16 protein-coding genes and 1 riboswitch are annotated in these 17,390 nt (G+C 59.1%); of the genes, 8 read left to right on the forward strand and 8 right to left on the reverse strand.

Annotation, left to right across the window (positions count from 1 at the left end; translation table 11 throughout):
* Positions 1-63 precede the first annotated feature (63 nt).
* Positions 64-486 carry an XRE family transcriptional regulator gene (locus PMW70_RS08480; RefSeq protein ID WP_117635411.1) on the reverse strand — a complete coding sequence of 141 codons (423 nt, stop codon included), beginning with the start codon at positions 484-486 and terminating at the stop codon, positions 64-66.
* Positions 487-518: 32 nt separating this feature from the next.
* The gene (locus PMW70_RS08485) at positions 519-962 is read right to left on the reverse strand and encodes an FxLYD domain-containing protein (protein WP_117766151.1); all 444 of its coding nucleotides are present in this window, start codon (positions 960-962) and stop codon (positions 519-521) included.
* Between the two features lie 223 nt (positions 963-1,185).
* Here PMW70_RS08485 and PMW70_RS08490 point away from each other — a divergent pair, with 223 nt between their 5' ends.
* The 5 genes from PMW70_RS08490 (at position 1,186) to PMW70_RS08510 (ending at position 8,169) form a co-directional block, all read left to right on the forward strand.
* Complete coding sequence (locus tag PMW70_RS08490) at positions 1,186-3,507, forward strand: NAD(P)/FAD-dependent oxidoreductase (protein ID WP_271744579.1); 2,322 nt, start codon at positions 1,186-1,188, stop codon at positions 3,505-3,507.
* Between the two features lie 21 nt (positions 3,508-3,528).
* The gene (locus PMW70_RS08495; RefSeq protein ID WP_271744580.1) at positions 3,529-4,806 is read left to right on the forward strand and encodes an aconitase X; all 1,278 of its coding nucleotides are present in this window, start codon (positions 3,529-3,531) and stop codon (positions 4,804-4,806) included.
* 14 nt (positions 4,807-4,820) lie between these two features.
* A complete protein-coding gene (locus tag PMW70_RS08500) occupies positions 4,821-5,264 on the forward strand; it encodes an aconitase X swivel domain-containing protein (protein ID WP_118081806.1) in 444 nt (147 codons plus the stop codon).
* A gap of 110 nt (positions 5,265-5,374) precedes the next feature.
* A complete protein-coding gene (locus PMW70_RS08505) occupies positions 5,375-6,796 on the forward strand; it encodes a M20/M25/M40 family metallo-hydrolase (RefSeq protein ID WP_271744581.1) in 1,422 nt (473 codons plus the stop codon).
* Positions 6,797-6,849: 53 nt separating this feature from the next.
* Entirely contained in the window at positions 6,850-8,169 is a 1,320-nt protein-coding gene (locus PMW70_RS08510) for an MFS transporter (protein WP_161116066.1), read from the forward strand.
* A gap of 87 nt (positions 8,170-8,256) precedes the next feature.
* On the opposite strand, the gene PMW70_RS08515 is transcribed toward PMW70_RS08510, so the two are convergent.
* The 4 genes from PMW70_RS08515 to PMW70_RS08530 all read right to left on the reverse strand — a co-directional run bounded on the left by PMW70_RS08515 (position 8,257) and on the right by PMW70_RS08530 (position 10,492).
* A complete protein-coding gene (locus PMW70_RS08515) occupies positions 8,257-8,526 on the reverse strand; it encodes a hypothetical protein (protein ID WP_271744582.1) in 270 nt (89 codons plus the stop codon).
* Between the two features lie 83 nt (positions 8,527-8,609).
* The gene (locus PMW70_RS08520) at positions 8,610-8,951 is read right to left on the reverse strand and encodes a HigA family addiction module antitoxin (protein WP_271744583.1); all 342 of its coding nucleotides are present in this window, start codon (positions 8,949-8,951) and stop codon (positions 8,610-8,612) included.
* A complete protein-coding gene (locus PMW70_RS08525) occupies positions 8,923-9,204 on the reverse strand; it encodes a type II toxin-antitoxin system RelE/ParE family toxin (RefSeq protein WP_271744584.1) in 282 nt (93 codons plus the stop codon). The genes PMW70_RS08520 and PMW70_RS08525 overlap by 29 nt, the downstream gene beginning before the upstream one ends.
* Before the next feature lie 100 nt (positions 9,205-9,304).
* Positions 9,305-10,492 (reverse strand): N-acetyldiaminopimelate deacetylase, encoded by a 1,188-nt coding sequence (locus PMW70_RS08530; RefSeq protein WP_271744585.1) that lies wholly within the window; start codon positions 10,490-10,492, stop codon positions 9,305-9,307.
* Positions 10,493-10,637: 145 nt separating this feature from the next.
* Positions 10,638-10,806, forward strand: a riboswitch (Lysine riboswitch).
* A 65-nt stretch (positions 10,807-10,871) separates the two neighbouring features.
* Here PMW70_RS08530 and dapA point away from each other — a divergent pair.
* Genes dapA through dapD form a run of 3 tightly spaced genes read left to right on the forward strand, consistent with a single transcriptional unit; the run spans position 10,872 to position 14,673 of the window.
* Positions 10,872-13,181, forward strand: coding sequence for a 4-hydroxy-tetrahydrodipicolinate synthase (gene dapA / locus PMW70_RS08535; protein ID WP_271744586.1), 2,310 nt, complete (start codon positions 10,872-10,874; stop codon positions 13,179-13,181).
* Positions 13,174-13,914 (forward strand): 4-hydroxy-tetrahydrodipicolinate reductase, encoded by a 741-nt coding sequence (dapB, locus tag PMW70_RS08540; RefSeq protein WP_271744587.1) that lies wholly within the window; start codon positions 13,174-13,176, stop codon positions 13,912-13,914. The genes dapA and dapB overlap by 8 nt, the downstream gene beginning before the upstream one ends.
* A gap of 39 nt (positions 13,915-13,953) precedes the next feature.
* A complete protein-coding gene (gene dapD, locus PMW70_RS08545) occupies positions 13,954-14,673 on the forward strand; it encodes a 2,3,4,5-tetrahydropyridine-2,6-dicarboxylate N-acetyltransferase (protein ID WP_271744588.1) in 720 nt (239 codons plus the stop codon).
* 292 nt (positions 14,674-14,965) lie between these two features.
* On the opposite strand, the gene PMW70_RS08550 is transcribed toward dapD, so the two are convergent.
* Together PMW70_RS08550 and PMW70_RS08555 are read right to left on the reverse strand one after the other, a co-directional pair.
* Positions 14,966-15,970 (reverse strand): nucleoid-associated protein, encoded by a 1,005-nt coding sequence (locus tag PMW70_RS08550; RefSeq protein WP_271744589.1) that lies wholly within the window; start codon positions 15,968-15,970, stop codon positions 14,966-14,968.
* A gap of 111 nt (positions 15,971-16,081) precedes the next feature.
* On the reverse strand, positions 16,082-17,242 hold the full coding sequence (locus PMW70_RS08555; protein ID WP_271744590.1) for an Mbeg1-like protein: 1,161 nt from the start codon (positions 17,240-17,242) through the stop codon (positions 16,082-16,084).
* Between the last annotated feature and the right edge of the window lie 148 nt (positions 17,243-17,390).

Here is a 17,390-nt window from a genome sequence, read left to right on the forward strand (position 1 = left end):
GGCATCCGCGCCCCGTTCGTTTGCATCGTTGTTCGGCAGCTCCGCCGGCTCAGATATCAGCCGCTAACTCACCGTCTCCTCGCCAAAGCGATACAGCTCCTCGTTGACCTTTTGGAGGCTACACCCGCGATCGATGCAAAAGATGATAATCGCATCACGGCGATCCTTGCAGTTAAGGACGCTTACCCCGGCAGCCGTCAGCGCACGGTTGGTCTCTTTGAGCGTCAGCGCCATCGCAAAGGCAATCTGCAGCACCTTATTGCGACTCGGGTGACGCGCACCAGTAAAGATCTGATAGCCAAAGGTCTCATTGAGATCGGCCATACGAACCACGCGCGAACGCTCCAAGCCCTTTTCCTGCAGCAGCTGCTTCAGGTAGTCCGAAAGCGACGGGGCGGCAAAGTCGTGCTCCCTGATATAGCCATCGATGTTCGGTGCATCGAGAAGCTCATTGAGCAACTCCTCAGTCAGCTTTTTATCGGGCATACGACTTCACCTCCCCCAGTGCATGCAACATGCTAGAAACCGCTTACGTCCGAACGCTCCCAGCTAGCAACCTGGTCGGGAGACACCGTGCCCAGCGCCTCGAACTTCCAGGAGCCGCCCGCCTTCAGATGATTGGTGTTTGCAAGAGCCGTTCCAACCTGGTTGCCATCGGCATCATATAGAACATACTCAATCTGAATGTAGCTCTTTTCCTTGTCCGTGTTATTGGTCAGCGTGCCCGTGATCTTATAGGCAAACTGATTGGAGGTGTCTTCAGCCTCGTCAGCAATGGTATACGGTTCTTGCGGTTCTTTTTGCTCCTCAGCCTGCTGTGTCGTCTCGGCAGGTTTTGCCGAATCGCTCGCAGACGAATCGGTTGAATTGCCACCCATAGAGCCCACGGCACCGACGATAACCAGCACCACGATGACGCCTAGGACAATCTTGCCGATCGGCTTCTTTCCCTCTTTTGCCATTATTCATCCTTCCTACGATCCGGCTACCGTGCCGGCACACAGCACATCGTAGGAGGCAGCGAACTCAAATTCATTAGCTGGGAGCTAATGTCGCAACACAGCTTGCCATCCGACGCTCATTGAGTCCTTTTTTCCTTCACCGAACTCATGCCTTTGTTGTTGACTATTAAACATTTAGACGTAAACTGCTTTGTTACCTTGTCAACATCTGAAAGGAACCTCATTGGGAAAAGACGTACTGGTGCAGCAACTCGTCGACTCATTCGACAGCTGGCCCGCCAAAAATTCCGGTTGTGGATTGTCCCGCATGACACAAGAGCTCTATCCTTTTGACAAGCTCTTCTCTCCCATCAAAATTAACAAGCTCACCGTCAAAAACCGCATTGTCATGGCACCGATGGGCAATATCGACATGTGCGAGGAAACTGGCCGCCCCAGTGACATGATGCTGCAGTACTTTTTCGCCCGCGCCAAAGGCGGCTGCGGCCTCATCACAACAGGACTCGTGCCGGTAAGCCACGGCATCGATACCACGGTCACCGAGCTGGACAAGCTCACCTATTTCCCGCGCATCGATCGGAGCCGAACCGTTATGGCAGGCTGGCGCGACCTTGCCCAAGGTGTCCATGCCTTCGGATCGCGCATTTTTGTCCAGCTTACGGCTGGACTCGGCCGCGTGGGCAACCCGCAATGCCTCATCACGCAAAAGAAGTTTCCGGTCTCGGCGAGTTTCTTGCCTAACTACTACATCCCCGCCATTCCATGCATGCGCCTCTCGGACCAAAAGCTGCGCCGTATCGTAAACAATATCGGCCAAGCGGCGGCCGATGCCCATGCCATGGACATCGATGGCGTCTATTTGCACGGGCACGAGGGTTATCTTATCGAGCAGCTCGGAAACCCCGCCTTTAACCATCGTAAGCTCGGACGTTATGCCGATTGGCGTCAATTTGGCCTCGATATGGTCAAAGAAATCCGTCGCCGCGTTGGGCCCGACTACCCCATTATGTACCGCATCGACCTTTCGCTTGCACTCGAGGAAACCTATGACGAGCAGGTCATGAATTCGACCTATCTGGGACGCATGCGCGGCGGCCGCACGGTCGAACAGACCCTGTGCTATATGGAAGAACTCGTGACGGCGGGAGTAGACATCTTTGACGTCGACCTGGGTTGCTACGACAACTGGTGGATGCCCCACCCGCCCGCGAGCATGCCCGCAGGCTGCTTCGTTCCCGTGGCGCGCGCCGTTCGGGAGCGCTTTGTCGCCGACAATATCCGCTCCAATGCCGGCCTTCCCGTACCCGTTGTCGCGGTGGGTAAGTTGGGCTACCCCGACATTGCCGAACGCGCCCTTCGCAATGGCGATGCCGATATGATCATGCTCGGACGCCCGCTACTTGCGGATCCCGAGTGGCCCAATAAGGCGTACGCCGGTCGCGTGGCAGATATTCGCCCCTGCATCGGATGCCAGGAAGGATGCCTCAACGAGTTTGTCGAAGGGGGCCATCCGCAGTGTGCCGTCAATCCACGCTGCAGCTTTGAATACCTCATGCCCCAGACACCCGCTCCCGCCATAGAATCCAAACGCATAGCGGTGATAGGAGCCGGACCCGCCGGGATGGTCTGTGCGCTAATCGCCGCGCGTCGCGGCCACGACGTAAAGCTCATCGACACCGAAGATGAACTTGGAGGAAAACTCCTCTCCGCCAGCGCCGCCCGGATCAAGTTCGACCTCGATAATTACCGCTCCTATCTTGTTCGACAGGTGCGCGAGCAGACAGAAAAACCCAACGGGAACCTGACACTCGAGCTTGGACGGGCAGTACGCGCCGAAGATCTTGCAAAAGCAGGCTTCGACGCAATCGTGTGCGCGACAGGCACTTCCAATGCGATACCGCCCATCCCCGGCCTTACGGAGCTTGCAGCATCGGGCCACGCCGTGCAGGCAACGCAGCTACTGCGCCAACCCGCGCTGCTTGGTAACGCCAAAACCGTCGCCATCATTGGCGGAGGGGCCGTGGGCTGCGAGGTTGCCCAATGGCTCACCGTCGAACACGGCATACCACAGGTCAGCGTAATTGAAATGCTGCCTCACATGATGCAGGGCGCCTGTACGGCAAATCGTGGCCACCTACTCCATGCGCTCAGGGGACGCAATGTGCGGCTTCTCAATATGACACGCGTCGAGCGCGCGGAGTTCGGCGGCAAACGCGAGTCTGGAGCCCCATCGAGGTGCGCGCGTCTCCACTTGAGTCGCAACTGCCACAAAAACGTTCCCGACCCCTACGTCTCGTGGTCACCGGTCTTGCCCGAGAACGTCGAAAACCCGCTTGCACCCAAAATCGGCAACGACTGGAAGCCGCTCGAGCTAACCTGCGACCTGGTAATCATTGCCTGTGGCGGACACCCCGACGACGCGCTGTTCTACAAACTGCAGCAGACGCACGCCGCAGACGAGCTGCATAACATCGGCGATGGGTTTGCACCCGGCCGCGTGCTCGAAGCGGTCCGTGCGGCATACCGACTCGGCACCAATATCTAACACGAAAGGATGGGCTCACAGATGAACCTGACCTCCCAGCAACAAGCCCTGCTCGACGGCGCCAAGGGCCCCGCCATGGCCAAAGTGGTCAAGACCCTCGTTATGTACGGCGAATGCTTTGGCGCCGAGCGTATGGTTCCCGTGACCGGCGCAAACGGTCATCTTGTCACAAGTTTTGGCCTCTCCATGCTCGGTCCAGTCTATGACCTTATGGATGAGCTGCTGAAAGACGGCGCACTGTCCGGTCAGTCATTCTCGGTCGACCCGAGGCCCCTCGACCCCGCCGTCCCGGCCAACCCGCTGCAAAAGTTGCTGTTCAAGACTATGTATTCCAAACAAGACGATTATGAGGCACAGCTGCGCAGCATGGGTCTATTGGACAGCGATGCTTTCACCTGCACCTGCTACCAGCCCGAGGTTGGCAATCGACCTCGGCGTGGCGACATCCTAAGCTGGGCAGAAAGCAGCGCCGTGGTCTTTGCCAACTCCGTGTTGGGCGCTCGCTGCAATCGCAACTCCGGCATCATCGAGATGTTCGGCTCAATTGCCGGCTTTGTCCCGGAATTCGGCCTGCTCACCGATGAGGGCCGCAAGGCGACCTGGATCATCGAAGTCGACTGTAAGCGCAAGCCCGAAGCGCAAGTGCTTGGCAGCGCCATTGGCATGAAGGTGATGGAAGACGTCCCTTACATTAAAGGCCTCGACTGTTGGCTTGGCCGCGAACTCACACCCGACACGCAGGACTACCTTAAGGACATGGGCGCCGCCAGCGCATCGAACGGCGCTGTCGGGCTCTACCATGTGGACGGCATCACGCCCGAGGCCGTCGAACAAGGCGAACAACTCATAGCACCAGACGCCCAAATCTATCGCATTGACGACGCCGAGCTGGAACGCATCCGCTCGAGCTACCCCGTTATGTGGAAGAACCCGGGCGCGCGCCCCAAGCTGGCCTTCATCGGCTGCCCCCATCTCTCGTCTGCACAACTCGCCCACTGGGCAGACGCTATCTGCGATGGGCTGAGCGCCTCCGGCAACCGCCGCGTGCAAGTACCAACCGTGCTGACCGCCGCCCCATCTGTGGCAGACGCCTTCCGCAAGACTGCGGCATACAGACGCCTCTCGACTACCGGCGCCGTCGTCTCGAGCATCTGCCCGCTTATGTACACCAACAACCCGCTGTGCGGCAGCATGCCCATCATCACCAACTCCAACAAGTTGCGTACGTACTCGGCATCGCGCTACTACACCGACGACGAGGTGCTCGCCTACGTCACCACCGGAAAACCAATCAAATAGGAAGGCGACTCCTCATGGAAAAAATCTTTCACGGCCGCGTCGTTGTCCCCGGAACTGCCCACGCCAAGGCACTCGTCTCTCACGGAGGGCTCAACACACTCGCATCGTTTCAGAAGGCACTGATGTTTGGCGACAAAAAGGCCACGTGTTCCGACCAAAACAATCCCGACTTGTACGGCAAACCTTTGGCGGGATGTGCCCTGTGCCTTCCGCAGACTATCGGCTCCACCACAGGCGGCATGGTGCTCTTCTGCGCCACCAAAATGGGGCGCCAACCCGCATGCCTGCTGTTTTCCAAACCCATTGACAGCCTTGCCGCCGCTGGCGCGATTCTCTCGGGCGTATGGACCGACACCCCCATGCCCACCATTGACAACCTGGGCGATGAGTTTCTCGATGCCGTATCGACGGGAGACGCCATCACTGTGGCCGAAGACGGCACGGTCATCGTCGGCTAAGGCTGTCCGACCCGCCGCCCTCAGATGAACAACGTGTTTCGCCGTTTCCCACGCGCGGTGCGGGCGATAATCTTGACGTATTCGATATACAACACGAAAGGAGTCCCACCATGGGAGCATCGGTATCGGTCGCACAGGGCGCGCCTCTTGATGCAGGCACCTACAAGGCAGACGAGGCAGCCGTCGAGCGCTTTTGCGAATTGCTGCGCATCCCCACTGTTTCGCGTGAGAACATCGCCGAGCGCGACGATGAGCCCTTCAGTCAGTGGATTCCCACGCTTCAGCGACTTTATCCGCATTTCTTTAAAGTCGCCGAGCCCACACGCATCGACGACTTTGGCATGCTCCTGCGTTGGCCTGGCGCCGATTCCGCCTTGGACCCCATCGTCATGATGGCGCATCAGGACGTCGTGCCCGTCGAGGGCCAAGACTGGAAGCATGATCCCTTTGGAGCCGAGATCATCGACGGCGAAATCTGGGCCCGCGGTTCACTCGACACCAAGTGCATCGTCTCTGCTTTTCTCGAGGCCACCGAGCACCTAATCGATCAGGGCTTCGTTCCCCCGCGCGATGTCTGGTTCTTCTCGAGCGATGGCGAGGAAATCGCCGCGCCTACTGCAACCCATGCAGTGCAGTGGCTTCGCGAGCACAACATCCATCCCTATATGGTGCTCGATGAGGGTGGAGCCGTGGCAGCCAATGCCCCGCTCGGCGTCACCGAACCCGTTGCCATGGTAGGTGTGTCCGAGAAGGGCCACGTCGACCTTACCGTCACGGCGCGCGCCGACGGCGGCCATGCCTCTACGCCTGCGGCAAACGATGCCTGCCGTCTTCTCTGCCGTGTATGCGAGACTATCTCGGCCAACCCCGGCAAGCCGCAGCTCACGCCCGCCGTCGAGGCTACACTGACCGAGTTGGGTGCCCGTAGCAGCGCGACGTATCAGGCAATCTTTGGCAACCTGTGGCTCACGCGCCCCGCGGTTACCAAGATCATGGCCGCCAGCCCCGAGACCTCGGCCATGCTGCGCACAACCTATGCGCTCACGCAGCTCGAAGGCTCCAATGCGCACAATGTGCTGCCACCAGCTGCTCGCGCCAACTTCAACGTGCGCATCGCTCCGTTTGAGAGTATCGCCGATGCCGTTGAGCGCGCCCGCAAGCTCGCCGCCCAGCAGTGCCGCGCCTCGGGCGTAAGCCCCGACCATGTCACCGTCGAAATCAACGAGGCGATTCCCTACACCGAGCCCGCGCCCATCTCGCCTTACGAAGACGATGCCGCCTTCAACTACATCCATCGCTGCGTGTCGGGTGTCTATCCCGAGGCCGGCTTTGCTCCCTACGTGCAGAACTCCTGCACCGACTCGCGCGAGTTCAACGAGATCTGCGATCGCGTCTACCGCTTCTGCGGCTTTATCTACTCGGGTGAGGCACGCAAGCTCATCCATGCCGCCAACGAACGCATCGGCGTCGACGTCTACAAGCGCGGTATCGAATTCTATGTGGCGTTTCTCGCCAACCTTGGACAACTGTAGGACGGGAGGGCCGATAGCGCCCCTCCCCGCTTTTACCGACCAGGAGAACCAGCATGACCCAACCAAATCTTAAGCGGGCGGCCCGGCTCGACACCAAGGCCGTCGCCCTCGCCTCCCTACCCTTTATGGGCATGATCAGCTTTTGGCAGGTCTACGACGGCATCGTTCCCAAGATGCTCACAGGGACCTTTGGCCTATCCAACTCGCTCACCGGCGCGATCATGGCCATCGATAATGTCTTTGGCTTGTTCCTGCTTCCGCTCTTTGGCATCCTCTCGGACCGCTGCGCAAGCAAACTCGGACGTCGAACGCCCTTTATCTTGGGCGGCTCCGCGGTGGCAATGCTCTCCGTCCCGCTCATCGCGATTGCCAACAACATGGGCAGCCTACCTCTGCTCATTGGCGCGATTATCCTCACGCTTTTGGCAATATGTGCCTACCGCACCATGACGGTTGCCATCGTGGCCGATATTACGCCTCGCCCACTTCGAACCAAGGCGGACTCAATCGAGAAGATCGTCGGCTATGCGGGAACGGGCCTTATGCTCGTCGCCATCTCGGTCATGGTTCCCAGGGCCGACAAACCCAATTATCTTCCGCTCTTTATCTTGCAGGCCGCCTTTATCCTCGTGTCGGCCGTTGTCTACGGCATCTTTGTCCGTGAGCCCGCCCTCGTCGAAAAGATGCGCGAGAAATCGCTGTCCATGGGCATCGACGAAGATCAGATTGACAAAGATGACTCCCCCGAGGCCGGCGGTAAAGATCGCGTTGCAGACGCCGGCGTACACCGCTCCATCATCATGCTGCTCGCTGCAACGTTTTTCTACTACATGAGCTATAACGCCATGACCACCAATATCAGCCGTTATGCCGATATGTTCTACGGCATGGAGGGCGGTTCCTATGCCATCATCAATATCGCGACGATTGCAGGCGCGCTGCTAAGCTACGTACCCCTGGCAAACCTTTCGCTCAAAATCGGCCGCAAAAAGGTCGCCCTGGGCACCGCCGTCATCATGGTTTTGTGCCCCGCGCTTCTTTGGCTGGCACCCGGCTTCTCGCCCGTGTTGTACGGCGTCTTTTTGTTGATGGGCGTCGCGTTGGGCGGCGTGGACCTGTGCGTGTACACGATGATTCTGGAGTGCTGCAGCTCCCAAAGCGTAGGCCGCTACTCCGGTTACTACTACACCGTGAGCATGGCGGCTCAGGTGGCGACACCGATTCTCTCCGGCATCGTCATGGACGTGGCGCCGTCGATGCTCTTCGCCTACATCACGGCAATGGGCATGTTTATGGCCGCGAGCATTGCCGCCGCCAAACACGGCGACGCCATCTTGATCGACGAGGTCGCTCGCCGCGAGGCAGCCGAGTAGAAGTGCACGCCAATATTGAGCAATGGAGCCGGATGGGGGCATTTCCCATCCAGCTCCTTTTCTCATCCTCAAGAGGCTCGTCGAAGCCTACCCCACCGTGACGGATTCCCCGGTAAAGGCACTCATCATCAACAGGACAAAGAAGACCAGGTAGCTGACACTCAGCAGGTACGCAATGATCAGAAAGAAGACCCATCCGACATTGGTGTTACCGTCGGCACGGCGTTGCTCGCGATTGCGGCAGAGCCAAATCGTCACGCCAATGGCCACAATCAACAGCACAAGTGCCGCTGCCGCCAGTCCAGCAAGCGCAAACATCACGCCAATGCTCACAGCAATAACCGGGAGCAGCAGCAAGCCGCATCCGCACCCACCAGGACTATATACGACAGACTGTCGGCGTCGTTCCATCGTCACTCCAACCTCAACATCTTTGAGCGCTACAACGCAACGACCTGCTGAACGGGAACGATCTTATCCAGTTCCGGTTCGATGCGCCTCTTCTCTGCCTCGAGGTCAAACGCGATCTGGGCTCGAAGCCAATAGCCATCCGTCAGGCCAAAGTAGCGGCAAAGACGAAGATCGGTGTCAGTCGTAACACGACGCCTTCCCAAAATAATCTGCCCAATACGCTGAGCCGGAATCCCGGTCTCCTTAGCAAGGCGATATTGAGAAATACCCATAGGGACAAGAAATTCCTCTTTGAGAAGCTCGCCGGGGGCCACCGGCGACAACAAGCCAGCATCAGTTTTGTCACTTGTGATAATCGACGATTTCAACATTCCAAGCCATCCCCTGTCTCCACTCAAAACAGACCCGATAGCGCTCATTGACACGGATACTATATTGACCGGCGCGATCGCCCTTCAACGCTTCAAGACGATTGCCTGGCGGAACGCGAAGATCATCAAGCGAAGCGCAGATCTGCAGTTGGCGAATCTTCCTCAAGGCGACCCGCTCAAAAGGAATGAACTTCCTAATCCGCACACCCATTGCAAAGCGTTCAGTGTCTTCATCTTTATATGATGCAATCATAGTATCGCCTTACGTTAATAACGTCAAACGTTTCTATAGAGTTACATCCCTATTATAGCGTACATTTGTTCGTATTTTCGAGAACAAACGTCCACGTCAATTAACCAAGCAAAAGTAATCGTTTGTAGACATCGAGGCCTTTGAGCAGGACTTCCTCGTCAAAGAGCATGGTATCAGTATGCAGGGCACTCGTGGCATAGGCGGGGCAGCCCTCGGCGTCGCTCGGGTTATCCTGACTGACAGGAACGCCCGTGCCCAGCAAGAAGAACACACCCGGCAGATGGCGCTGATAGAAAGCGAAGTCCTCGGCAATCAGCAAAGGCTCATCCACGAGCTGCAGCTCGGGCAAGGCAGGCGCGACATTGGCAAATAGCTCGGGGTCGTTGTCAACCGGCGGATAGCCCTCGGCAAAGTCAAGATCGTACGTGCAGCCCGTTGCAGCGCATGCCTCATCAAGCACGCGGTGCACGCCCCCGCGTGCACGGTCGAACATGTCGTCTGTAAACACACGCAGGCTGCCGGCAACATGGGCCTCCCCCGCCACCGCGTTGCAGACGGTGCCGGCCTGCAGCAGGCCGAACTTACCAATGCAGGGCTCGTCGGCACCCAACTCGTCCATCAATTCGCGCTCGGCGACCAAGAACTTGGCAGCCGCCAGCGCCGCATCGTGTGATTCGTTTACGGGAACGCCGTAAGTCTTGGCGATATGGATACTTGTCCCGTGAATGCGCACGTGCGTCTCACTCGAGCGCGCCAGCAATGGACCGGAGCAGCTCGCCAACGTGCCGGCAGGCAGATCGGGCCACACATGGAAGCCAAAAATGCGGTCGACCCCGTAGCGCTCGAACACACCGCTCTCGCATACCGTCTTGGCACCACCGGTCGTTTCCTCGGCCGGCTGGAACACAAAAAGCACGTTGTGCCTCATGGCGCCCGGCCGCTTGCGAATCGTACGGTCGACATGCGTCGCGGCGGCAAGTGCCATAGCCATGTGTCCGTCATGTCCGCAAGCGTGCATCTTGCCGGGATGGGTCGAGGCGAACGCTGCCCCTGTTGCCTCGGCAATGGGCAGCGCATCCATGTCGGCCCGAATCGCCGTGGCATGTGCGGCGCCAACGCCAGCATCGAAGAAAGCGCAGACGCAGCTGGGGCACGGATGGGTCACCTCGCAAACAAGCGGTGCCAGCACGCCCTCGATATAAGCGATGGTTTGCGGAAGATCGAAATCGAGCTCCGGAATGCGATGGAGATCGCGGCGATAGCGACGGAGTTCTTGGAGCTCGGTCATAGAGGATCCCTTCGTGAGGCATATCTGTTGCAACTTATATGTGATACAGGATTGTGGCACACATGTTTCCAGCATATTGCTGCATTTTTTAAACGTTATATACGAATACTCTTGTTTGGTAAAGTGCAACGTGGTAGGGTCGTTACCACTTGATAGAGGCGCGGGCACGAAGAACCGCGGGCGAGCCGGCAGGCTTTGACCCCGCGGGGAGGCGAAACCCGCCGAACTGGGCTTTTCGGGCACGAACAACCTGGTGGGCCTGCGGGAAACACCCGCAGGACTGTCTGCAGCAATGCGGGAGCGCTATCCGGACATTGGGTCCACGCTATGCGGATTCGATGCGCAGATGGCGCCGTCTGGATAGCGAGGTTTACGGGACATGGCATTGACTCCCAACGAGGCATATGCGGCCAAGCAGCCGTTTGTGGACAAGGAGACGCTCGAGCATATCGTCGAGCAGTTCCCCACGCCGTTTCATCTATATGACGAGGCGGGCATCCGCCGCAACATGCAAGAGGTGCGCGACGCCTTCGCATGGAACCCGGGCTTTAAGGAATACTTTGCCGTCAAGGCAAATCCCAACCCGGCGCTCATCTCCATTCTCAACGAATACGGCTGCGGCTGCGATTGCTCGAGCTATACCGAGCTCATGATTGCCCGCTCGCTGGGCATCACGGGACACGACATCATGTTCTCGTCCAACGACACGCCGGCAGCGGACTTTGAGCTCGCCGACAAGCTGGGCGCCATCGTCAACTTTGACGACATCAGCCACATCGAATTCTTTGAGCGCGTTGCGGGGCCCATCCCCAAGACGGTCAGCTGCCGCTTTAATCCGGGCGGCTTGTTCCAGCTCTCCAACGGCATCATGGATAACCCCGGCGACTCCAAATACGGCATGACCACCGAGCAGCTCTTTGAGGCTTTCCACATGCTCAAGGCCAAGGGCGCCGAGAATTTTGGCATCCATGCCTTCCTTGCCAGCAACACCGTCACCAACGACTACTACCCCAAGCTCGCGCGCATCCTCTTTGAGCTTGCCGTGCGCCTGGAGCGCGAGACCGGTGCACATGTCGCCTTCATCAATCTGTCCGGCGGCGTCGGCATCCCCTATCTACCCGAGCAGCAGGCCAACGACATTCACGCCATCGGCGAGGGGGTGCACGCGGCCTACGACGAGATCCTGGTTCCCGCCGGTATGGGCGATGTGGCCATCTGCACCGAGATGGGCCGCTTTATGATGGGGCCCTACGGCTGCCTGGTCACCAAGGCTATCCACGAAAAGCAGATCTACAAGGACTATATCGGTGTCGACGCAAGCGCCGTCGATCTGATCCGTCCTGCCATGTACGGCGCCTACCACCACATTACGGTAATGGGTCAGCCGGGTGGCGCCGACAAGACCGCAGCGCCTGTCACAAACACGTACGACATTACGGGCAATCTGTGCGAGAACAACGACAAGTTCGCCATCGACCGCGAGCTACCGCAGATCGACATGGGTGATGTGCTCGTGATCCACGATACCGGCGCGCATGGCTACTCCATGGGCTACAACTACAACGGCCGTCTGCGCTCCGCCGAGGTGCTGCTGCGCCCCGATGGCTCGGCCGACCTCATCCGCCGCGCCGAGCGCCCGGGCGATTACTTTGCCACACTCGACGTGCTGCCGAGCGGCCGAGAGCTGCTGGCCAAGTCGCGCGCCGAAAGTGCTCGCCGTCGTGCCCAAGACGAGCGCCTGGCAGTCGCCGCCCAATGGAACAAACGCATCCAGATCGCGGACGCGAAGGAGAAGAACATGGACATCCGCAATCTCGAGGGCTCAATCGTCGCCCTTGTTACGCCGTTTAAAAAGGACGGCAGCGTCGACTTTGACGCGCTCGAACGCCTTATCGATTTCCACCTGCAAAACGGCACCGATGCCATCCTCACCCTGGGCACCACCGGCGAGAGCGCCACGATGACCGATGACGAGGACAACTCCGTCGTCGCCGCCGTGGTCAAGCATGTTGCAGGACGCGTCCCCGTCATCGCCGGCTCGGGCTCCAACTCCACGCAGACGATGCTCACCAAGTCGCTCACCTACCAGGGCTTGGGAGCCGACGGCCTGCTGCTCATCACCCCCTACTACAACAAGTCCAACGAAGAGGGCATCTATCAGCACTTTAAGACCGTCGCCGATGCTGTGGACATCCCCTGCATCCTGTACAACATCCCCGGCCGCTGCGGCTGCGGCATCAGCGAGCGCAACGTAGAGCGCTTGGCCGCGCACCCCAACATCATGGGTATTAAGGAAGCCTCGGGCAACGTCGCCTACGCGGCCAAGATCGCCCACCTGCTGTCCGACGACTTCCGCATGTACTCGGGCGAGGACGCGCTCACCGTGCCGCTCATGAGCCTGGGCGCCTCGGGCACCATCAGCGTGTGGGCCGACGTTCAGCCGCAGCTTGTGCATGACATGTGCCGCGCCTATTTGGACGGTGACGTGGCACGCGCCCGCAATATCCAGATTGCCGGCCAGCCGCTCATCAATGCCCTCTTTAGCGAGGTCAACCCCATCCCTGTCAAGGAAGCGCTCGCTCAGATGGGTATGATCGAGGCAAACTACCGCATGCCGCTATGCCCCATGGCAGACGACACGCGCGCTGCACTTACCGATGCTCTGAAGGGAGCTGGTCTGCTTGATTAAGACCGTCATTATGGGAACGGGCCGCATGGGCTCGCTCATCCGCACCACCGCCGAGGGCATTGTCAACGCCGCTGGAGAGCCCGTTTTTGACATCGTCGCCCAGATCGGCTTCGACTTGTCCGAGCTCGAGAGCGCACCGGCCGCCGATGTAATCATCGACTTCTCGAACGTCGTGACCTTCGATGCCGTTGTCGCCTATGTCGAGCGCACGGGTGCCGCACTCGTTTCCGGCACCACGGGCTATACGCCCGAGCAGATGGATCGCCTGCGCGAGCTGGGTCAGAACGCCCGTGTTATGCACTCGGGCAACTACTCTATCGGTATCGCCGCCCTGCGCCATCTGGTTGCCCAGGCCACGAGCGAGCTGCCCGGCTTTGACTGCGAAATCGTCGAGACGCACCACAGCCAAAAGGTCGACGCTCCCAGCGGCACCGCCAAGCTGCTACTCGACGCCGTCGTCGAAGCCGAGCCCGAGGCAGGCTACCACCCCGTCTATGGCCGCGAGGGCATGTGCGGCGCGCGCGACCCCAAGGAGATCGGCATGCACTCGCTGCGCGGCGGCACCGTCGCCGGCGTGCACGAGGTAAGCTTTTTCGGCCAGGACGAGGAGGTCACGCTCACGCACCGCGCCACGAGCCGTCAGATCTTCGTCAACGGCGCCCTGGCAGCCGCGCAGAAGCTCGTCACCCGCAAGCCTGGCTTCTATACGTTCGACCAGGTCATGTTTGCCTAACCAAGTATCAACCGGATCCACTCAAAGGAGAGACAGCAAATGAGTAATGCAGCCGAGATGGATGCACAGGAGATTATCAACTACATCGCAACCGCACCCAAGAAAACGCCCGTCAAACTGTACGTGCGCGAAAAGCCGGGCATGAAGGTCCAGTGGGGCAATGCGCACGTCTACGGCGGTCGTCGTGGCAAGACCGTCTTTGGTGACTGGGATGAGCTCAAGGCAATCCTCGACGTCAACGCCGACTCCATCGACTACTACGACGTAGAGAACGACTGCCGCAACTCCGCCGTGCCCATGCTCGACCTCAAGGGTATCAACGCCCGCATCGAGCCGGGCGCGATCATCCGCGACCGTGTCGAGATTGGCGATCGCGCCGTCATCATGATGGGCGCCATCATCAACATCGGCTCCGTCATTGGCGAAGGCTCCATGATCGACATGGGCGCTGTGCTGGGCGGCCGCGCCACCGTGGGCAAGAACTGCCACATCGGCGCCGGCACCGTGCTGGCAGGCGTCGTGGAGCCCGCCAGTGCCACGCCCGTCATCATCGAGGACGACGTTATGATCGGCGCCAATGCCGTGGTCCTGGAGGGCGTGCACGTAGGCAAGGGCGCTGTCGTTGCCGCCGGCGCCGTGTGCGTCGAGGACGTCCCCGCCGGTGCCGTCGTGGCCGGTGTCCCCGCCCGCGTCATCAAGATGCGCGACGAGAAGACCGACAGCAAGACCGGCCTGGAAGAGGGTCTGCGCCAGCTCTAGGGTTACGCGGTTTTACCAAACCGCGTAACTAGTCGACGCTGCACTTTTGGTTCCGTCGTTCTAACGAACGACGGATCGGTCGACGCTGCAAACGCCCCTAAGCGGCAATCTGACGTTCAATCGTCGGTCGCGTACCGAAGTACGCTTCCCTCCTCTTTCACGTCACCTTGCTCGCTTAGGGGCGTTTTCGCTGACGTATGCTCAACCTACGGCGCAATTCAGCTCCAAGCAAAAAGGCCGAAGCCCTCATCCGAGGCTTCGGCCTTTGCTTTGTCTGCAGTTCAAACGCAGTTTATCGATTCTCAATTGACCCGATGTTTTTGAGCTCGATGGAGATGAGGCCGTTGGGCTCGTTGACGAACTCGATGTACTCGGAATTCGAACCCATCTCGGCCGGGAAGCTGATTTCGATACCCGTGTCGGTACGGATCTTGTGATTACGCACGGCAGCGCGCTCGACCTGCTTGCGCTCCACGGGAACACGCTCGGGAACCTTCTCCTCGGTCAGTGCCGCGCGCACGCTTTCCTTGATGACCGGTTCGTCCTCAAAGACCTCATCGACGATATCCCAAGGCGGCAGCTCCTCGTCATCCTCAACCTTCTCGGCAACGGCAGCCTTAACCTTGGCGAGTGCCACGGCCGTGTTGGCACCGTGCTCCTCGGCGACTTCCTCGACCACACGCGTCACGGTGTCGATGACCTCCTTGCCCGATACACCCGTGTCGCACTGCAGCAGGCCATCGGGGATAAGCATACGGTCCTCGCCGGCAATCTTGCGCTTCTTGTCCACGTAGCCGATCTCCATGGTACTCGCGCGCACGATGGCATAGCTCGGCACCTTTTGCGAGGGGTTTGGCAGAATAGCGTAGTGGCGCGCGATGTCGTTGCGCACCTCCCCCTCCTCGCGGCCCACTTCGTGCATAAAAGCCTGCTTGGAGCCCAGCAGCATCACGGCAAACCAGCGGGCATCCTCATCGTCGTCAAAATCGGCCACGAGCACGTCGGTGGACTCGGCTTTCTCGGCTTTGGTGAGCTCGGAAGAGATGAACTCCGCAATCCGCTGCGACAGGTCCACGAACTCGCGCTCGCCAAAGAAATAGCCCTTGAGTTCGCCGCCAAACGCAGAGTTCTCGGCAAACGTGGCACGTTTATTGTCGGCCGAGGTTCGTGCGCGGCGCAGATGCGTGGTCACGAAGTTGCGCACGGTACGGCTTTCGATATCGAGCTCGCGCTGGCTCATAACGTTAACGGCAGAGTCAAAGTCCAGGATATGCAGAATCGCGTGATTGATTTTCATATACGGCATTCCGTTCTAGATCGATTTCGGCACGAACCAGTATAGCGGTCGAGCCCGCCCCAAGCGCATCGAAGATTGCTGCATTGGGGCCAGGTTTCTCTGCACCAATGGTTAACGCAGGAGCTCGGACTGCCAGGCCTCGAGTTGTTCTGCCAGACTCTTACCGGCAGCGGACATGTCGATCTGAGGGCGTTTGGGCAGCAATGCACATCTAAGGATTGCCGCGATGGTCTGCGAAACAAAATGGCGCGTATCCTTGTCAAAGCCTTGGGCGGCCCGGAGCATCACAGGCAGGTTCTCGCGCATGTTCCCGGCGATATCCGCAAAACGTTCGGCGCCCGTAGCCTCAAACACGGAGAACAACGCATCTACAAAACGCTCGCGCTCGCCAGGTGACACTGCAAGCAGCATCTCGCGAATAGAGCCATCAACATATCGCGCGCCAGCAGACAGGCGTTCGCAATACACAAAATCGCAGCCGTCGACCACCCAGCTAAAGGGATTGTGTTGCAGCAGGCTAAACTCGGTGCTTTCGACGATAGCGTAGTCCTCTTGCGTCTCGAACATCATGCCGAAGATCGAAGACTGGGGCAGGGTTTTATCAATACGACCAGAAAGGCTCGCAAAGGCGTCTCCGTTCAGAAACTCCTCGACAAAGCCAGGGCCATCGTGGGAGAAGACCCGCTCAATCCGGTTGCGAGCACCGCTTGAGCACATCGCTGCACCATACACAGCCAGATTTCCGCCCTTGGAATGGCCTCCGCACAAGAGCGGCCCGTCAATCGCATCCGCCGCCTCGTCCACATAACGCGCCGCGGATTCCTGGGCCGGCACAGGACACCGGAACGCCATGTTAAAGTCCTCTTTCCAGCCCACAATCGTGCTGTCGGTCCCTCGGAAGGAAACGTAGCTAAACCCTGCCGGAAATCGGAGCGTCATGGCCGCAAACTGCTCCGTCATCGTAACATCGTTCACGGCGCGATAGCCGCAAATGCGCGCACCGCAGTATCTGGGATTTGCTGCCACTGCCTCCAACAAGGTAAGGCTTCCCTCTGGATTCCACAAGTCGCCAACCATATCCCGATAGCACTCGGCACGTAGCAGCTCGCGCACGTCAAGCCCCCGCCAGCCCTCAAGCTCTGGCATGTCGTCCGGCAGGCGCAAATACGACAACCAGGCAAAGACCAGACTGTCCACCGCGCAGAACGGCCGCTCATCAAACGAGTCAAAGGCCGTCTGGGCATAGGTCAAAAAGTTAGGCGAATCAGACATGACCCTCCCATCAACAATGGTGCAAGGGGGACAGGCTGGTTTTGCACCGATTGCACCTCATTTGATGCAAATGAACTGCATCCCATTTCTTGGACTTTGAAATTAAGGTTCGAGAAAAGGGAGGCATCGGAAATGCCCCGCAGGAAGA

It is taken from the genome of Collinsella aerofaciens (assembly GCF_028209625.1).
GTDB lineage: Bacteria > Actinomycetota > Coriobacteriia > Coriobacteriales > Coriobacteriaceae > Collinsella > Collinsella aerofaciens_AM.

Bases quoted from the DNA above. Each gene is read 5' to 3' on its own strand.
- PMW70_RS08480 (WP_117635411.1), bottom strand. From the start codon at position 486: ATGCCCGATAAAAAGCTGACTGAGGAGTTGCTCAATGAGCTTCTCGAT.
- PMW70_RS08485 (WP_117766151.1), bottom strand. From the start codon at position 962: ATGGCAAAAGAGGGAAAGAAGCCGATCGGCAAGATTGTCCTAGGCGTC.
- PMW70_RS08495 (WP_271744580.1), top strand. From the start codon at position 3,529: ATGAACCTGACCTCCCAGCAACAAGCCCTGCTCGACGGCGCCAAGGGC.
- PMW70_RS08500 (WP_118081806.1), top strand. From the start codon at position 4,821: ATGGAAAAAATCTTTCACGGCCGCGTCGTTGTCCCCGGAACTGCCCAC.
- PMW70_RS08505 (WP_271744581.1), top strand. From the start codon at position 5,375: ATGGGAGCATCGGTATCGGTCGCACAGGGCGCGCCTCTTGATGCAGGC.
- PMW70_RS08510 (WP_161116066.1), top strand. From the start codon at position 6,850: ATGACCCAACCAAATCTTAAGCGGGCGGCCCGGCTCGACACCAAGGCC.
- PMW70_RS08520 (WP_271744583.1), bottom strand. From the start codon at position 8,951: ATGTTGAAATCGTCGATTATCACAAGTGACAAAACTGATGCTGGCTTG.
- PMW70_RS08525 (WP_271744584.1), bottom strand. From the start codon at position 9,204: ATGATTGCATCATATAAAGATGAAGACACTGAACGCTTTGCAATGGGT.
- PMW70_RS08530 (WP_271744585.1), bottom strand. From the start codon at position 10,492: ATGACCGAGCTCCAAGAACTCCGTCGCTATCGCCGCGATCTCCATCGC.
- dapA (WP_271744586.1), top strand. From the start codon at position 10,872: ATGGCATTGACTCCCAACGAGGCATATGCGGCCAAGCAGCCGTTTGTG.
- dapD (WP_271744588.1), top strand. From the start codon at position 13,954: ATGAGTAATGCAGCCGAGATGGATGCACAGGAGATTATCAACTACATC.
- PMW70_RS08550 (WP_271744589.1), bottom strand. From the start codon at position 15,970: ATGAAAATCAATCACGCGATTCTGCATATCCTGGACTTTGACTCTGCC.
- PMW70_RS08555 (WP_271744590.1), bottom strand. From the start codon at position 17,242: ATGTCTGATTCGCCTAACTTTTTGACCTATGCCCAGACGGCCTTTGAC.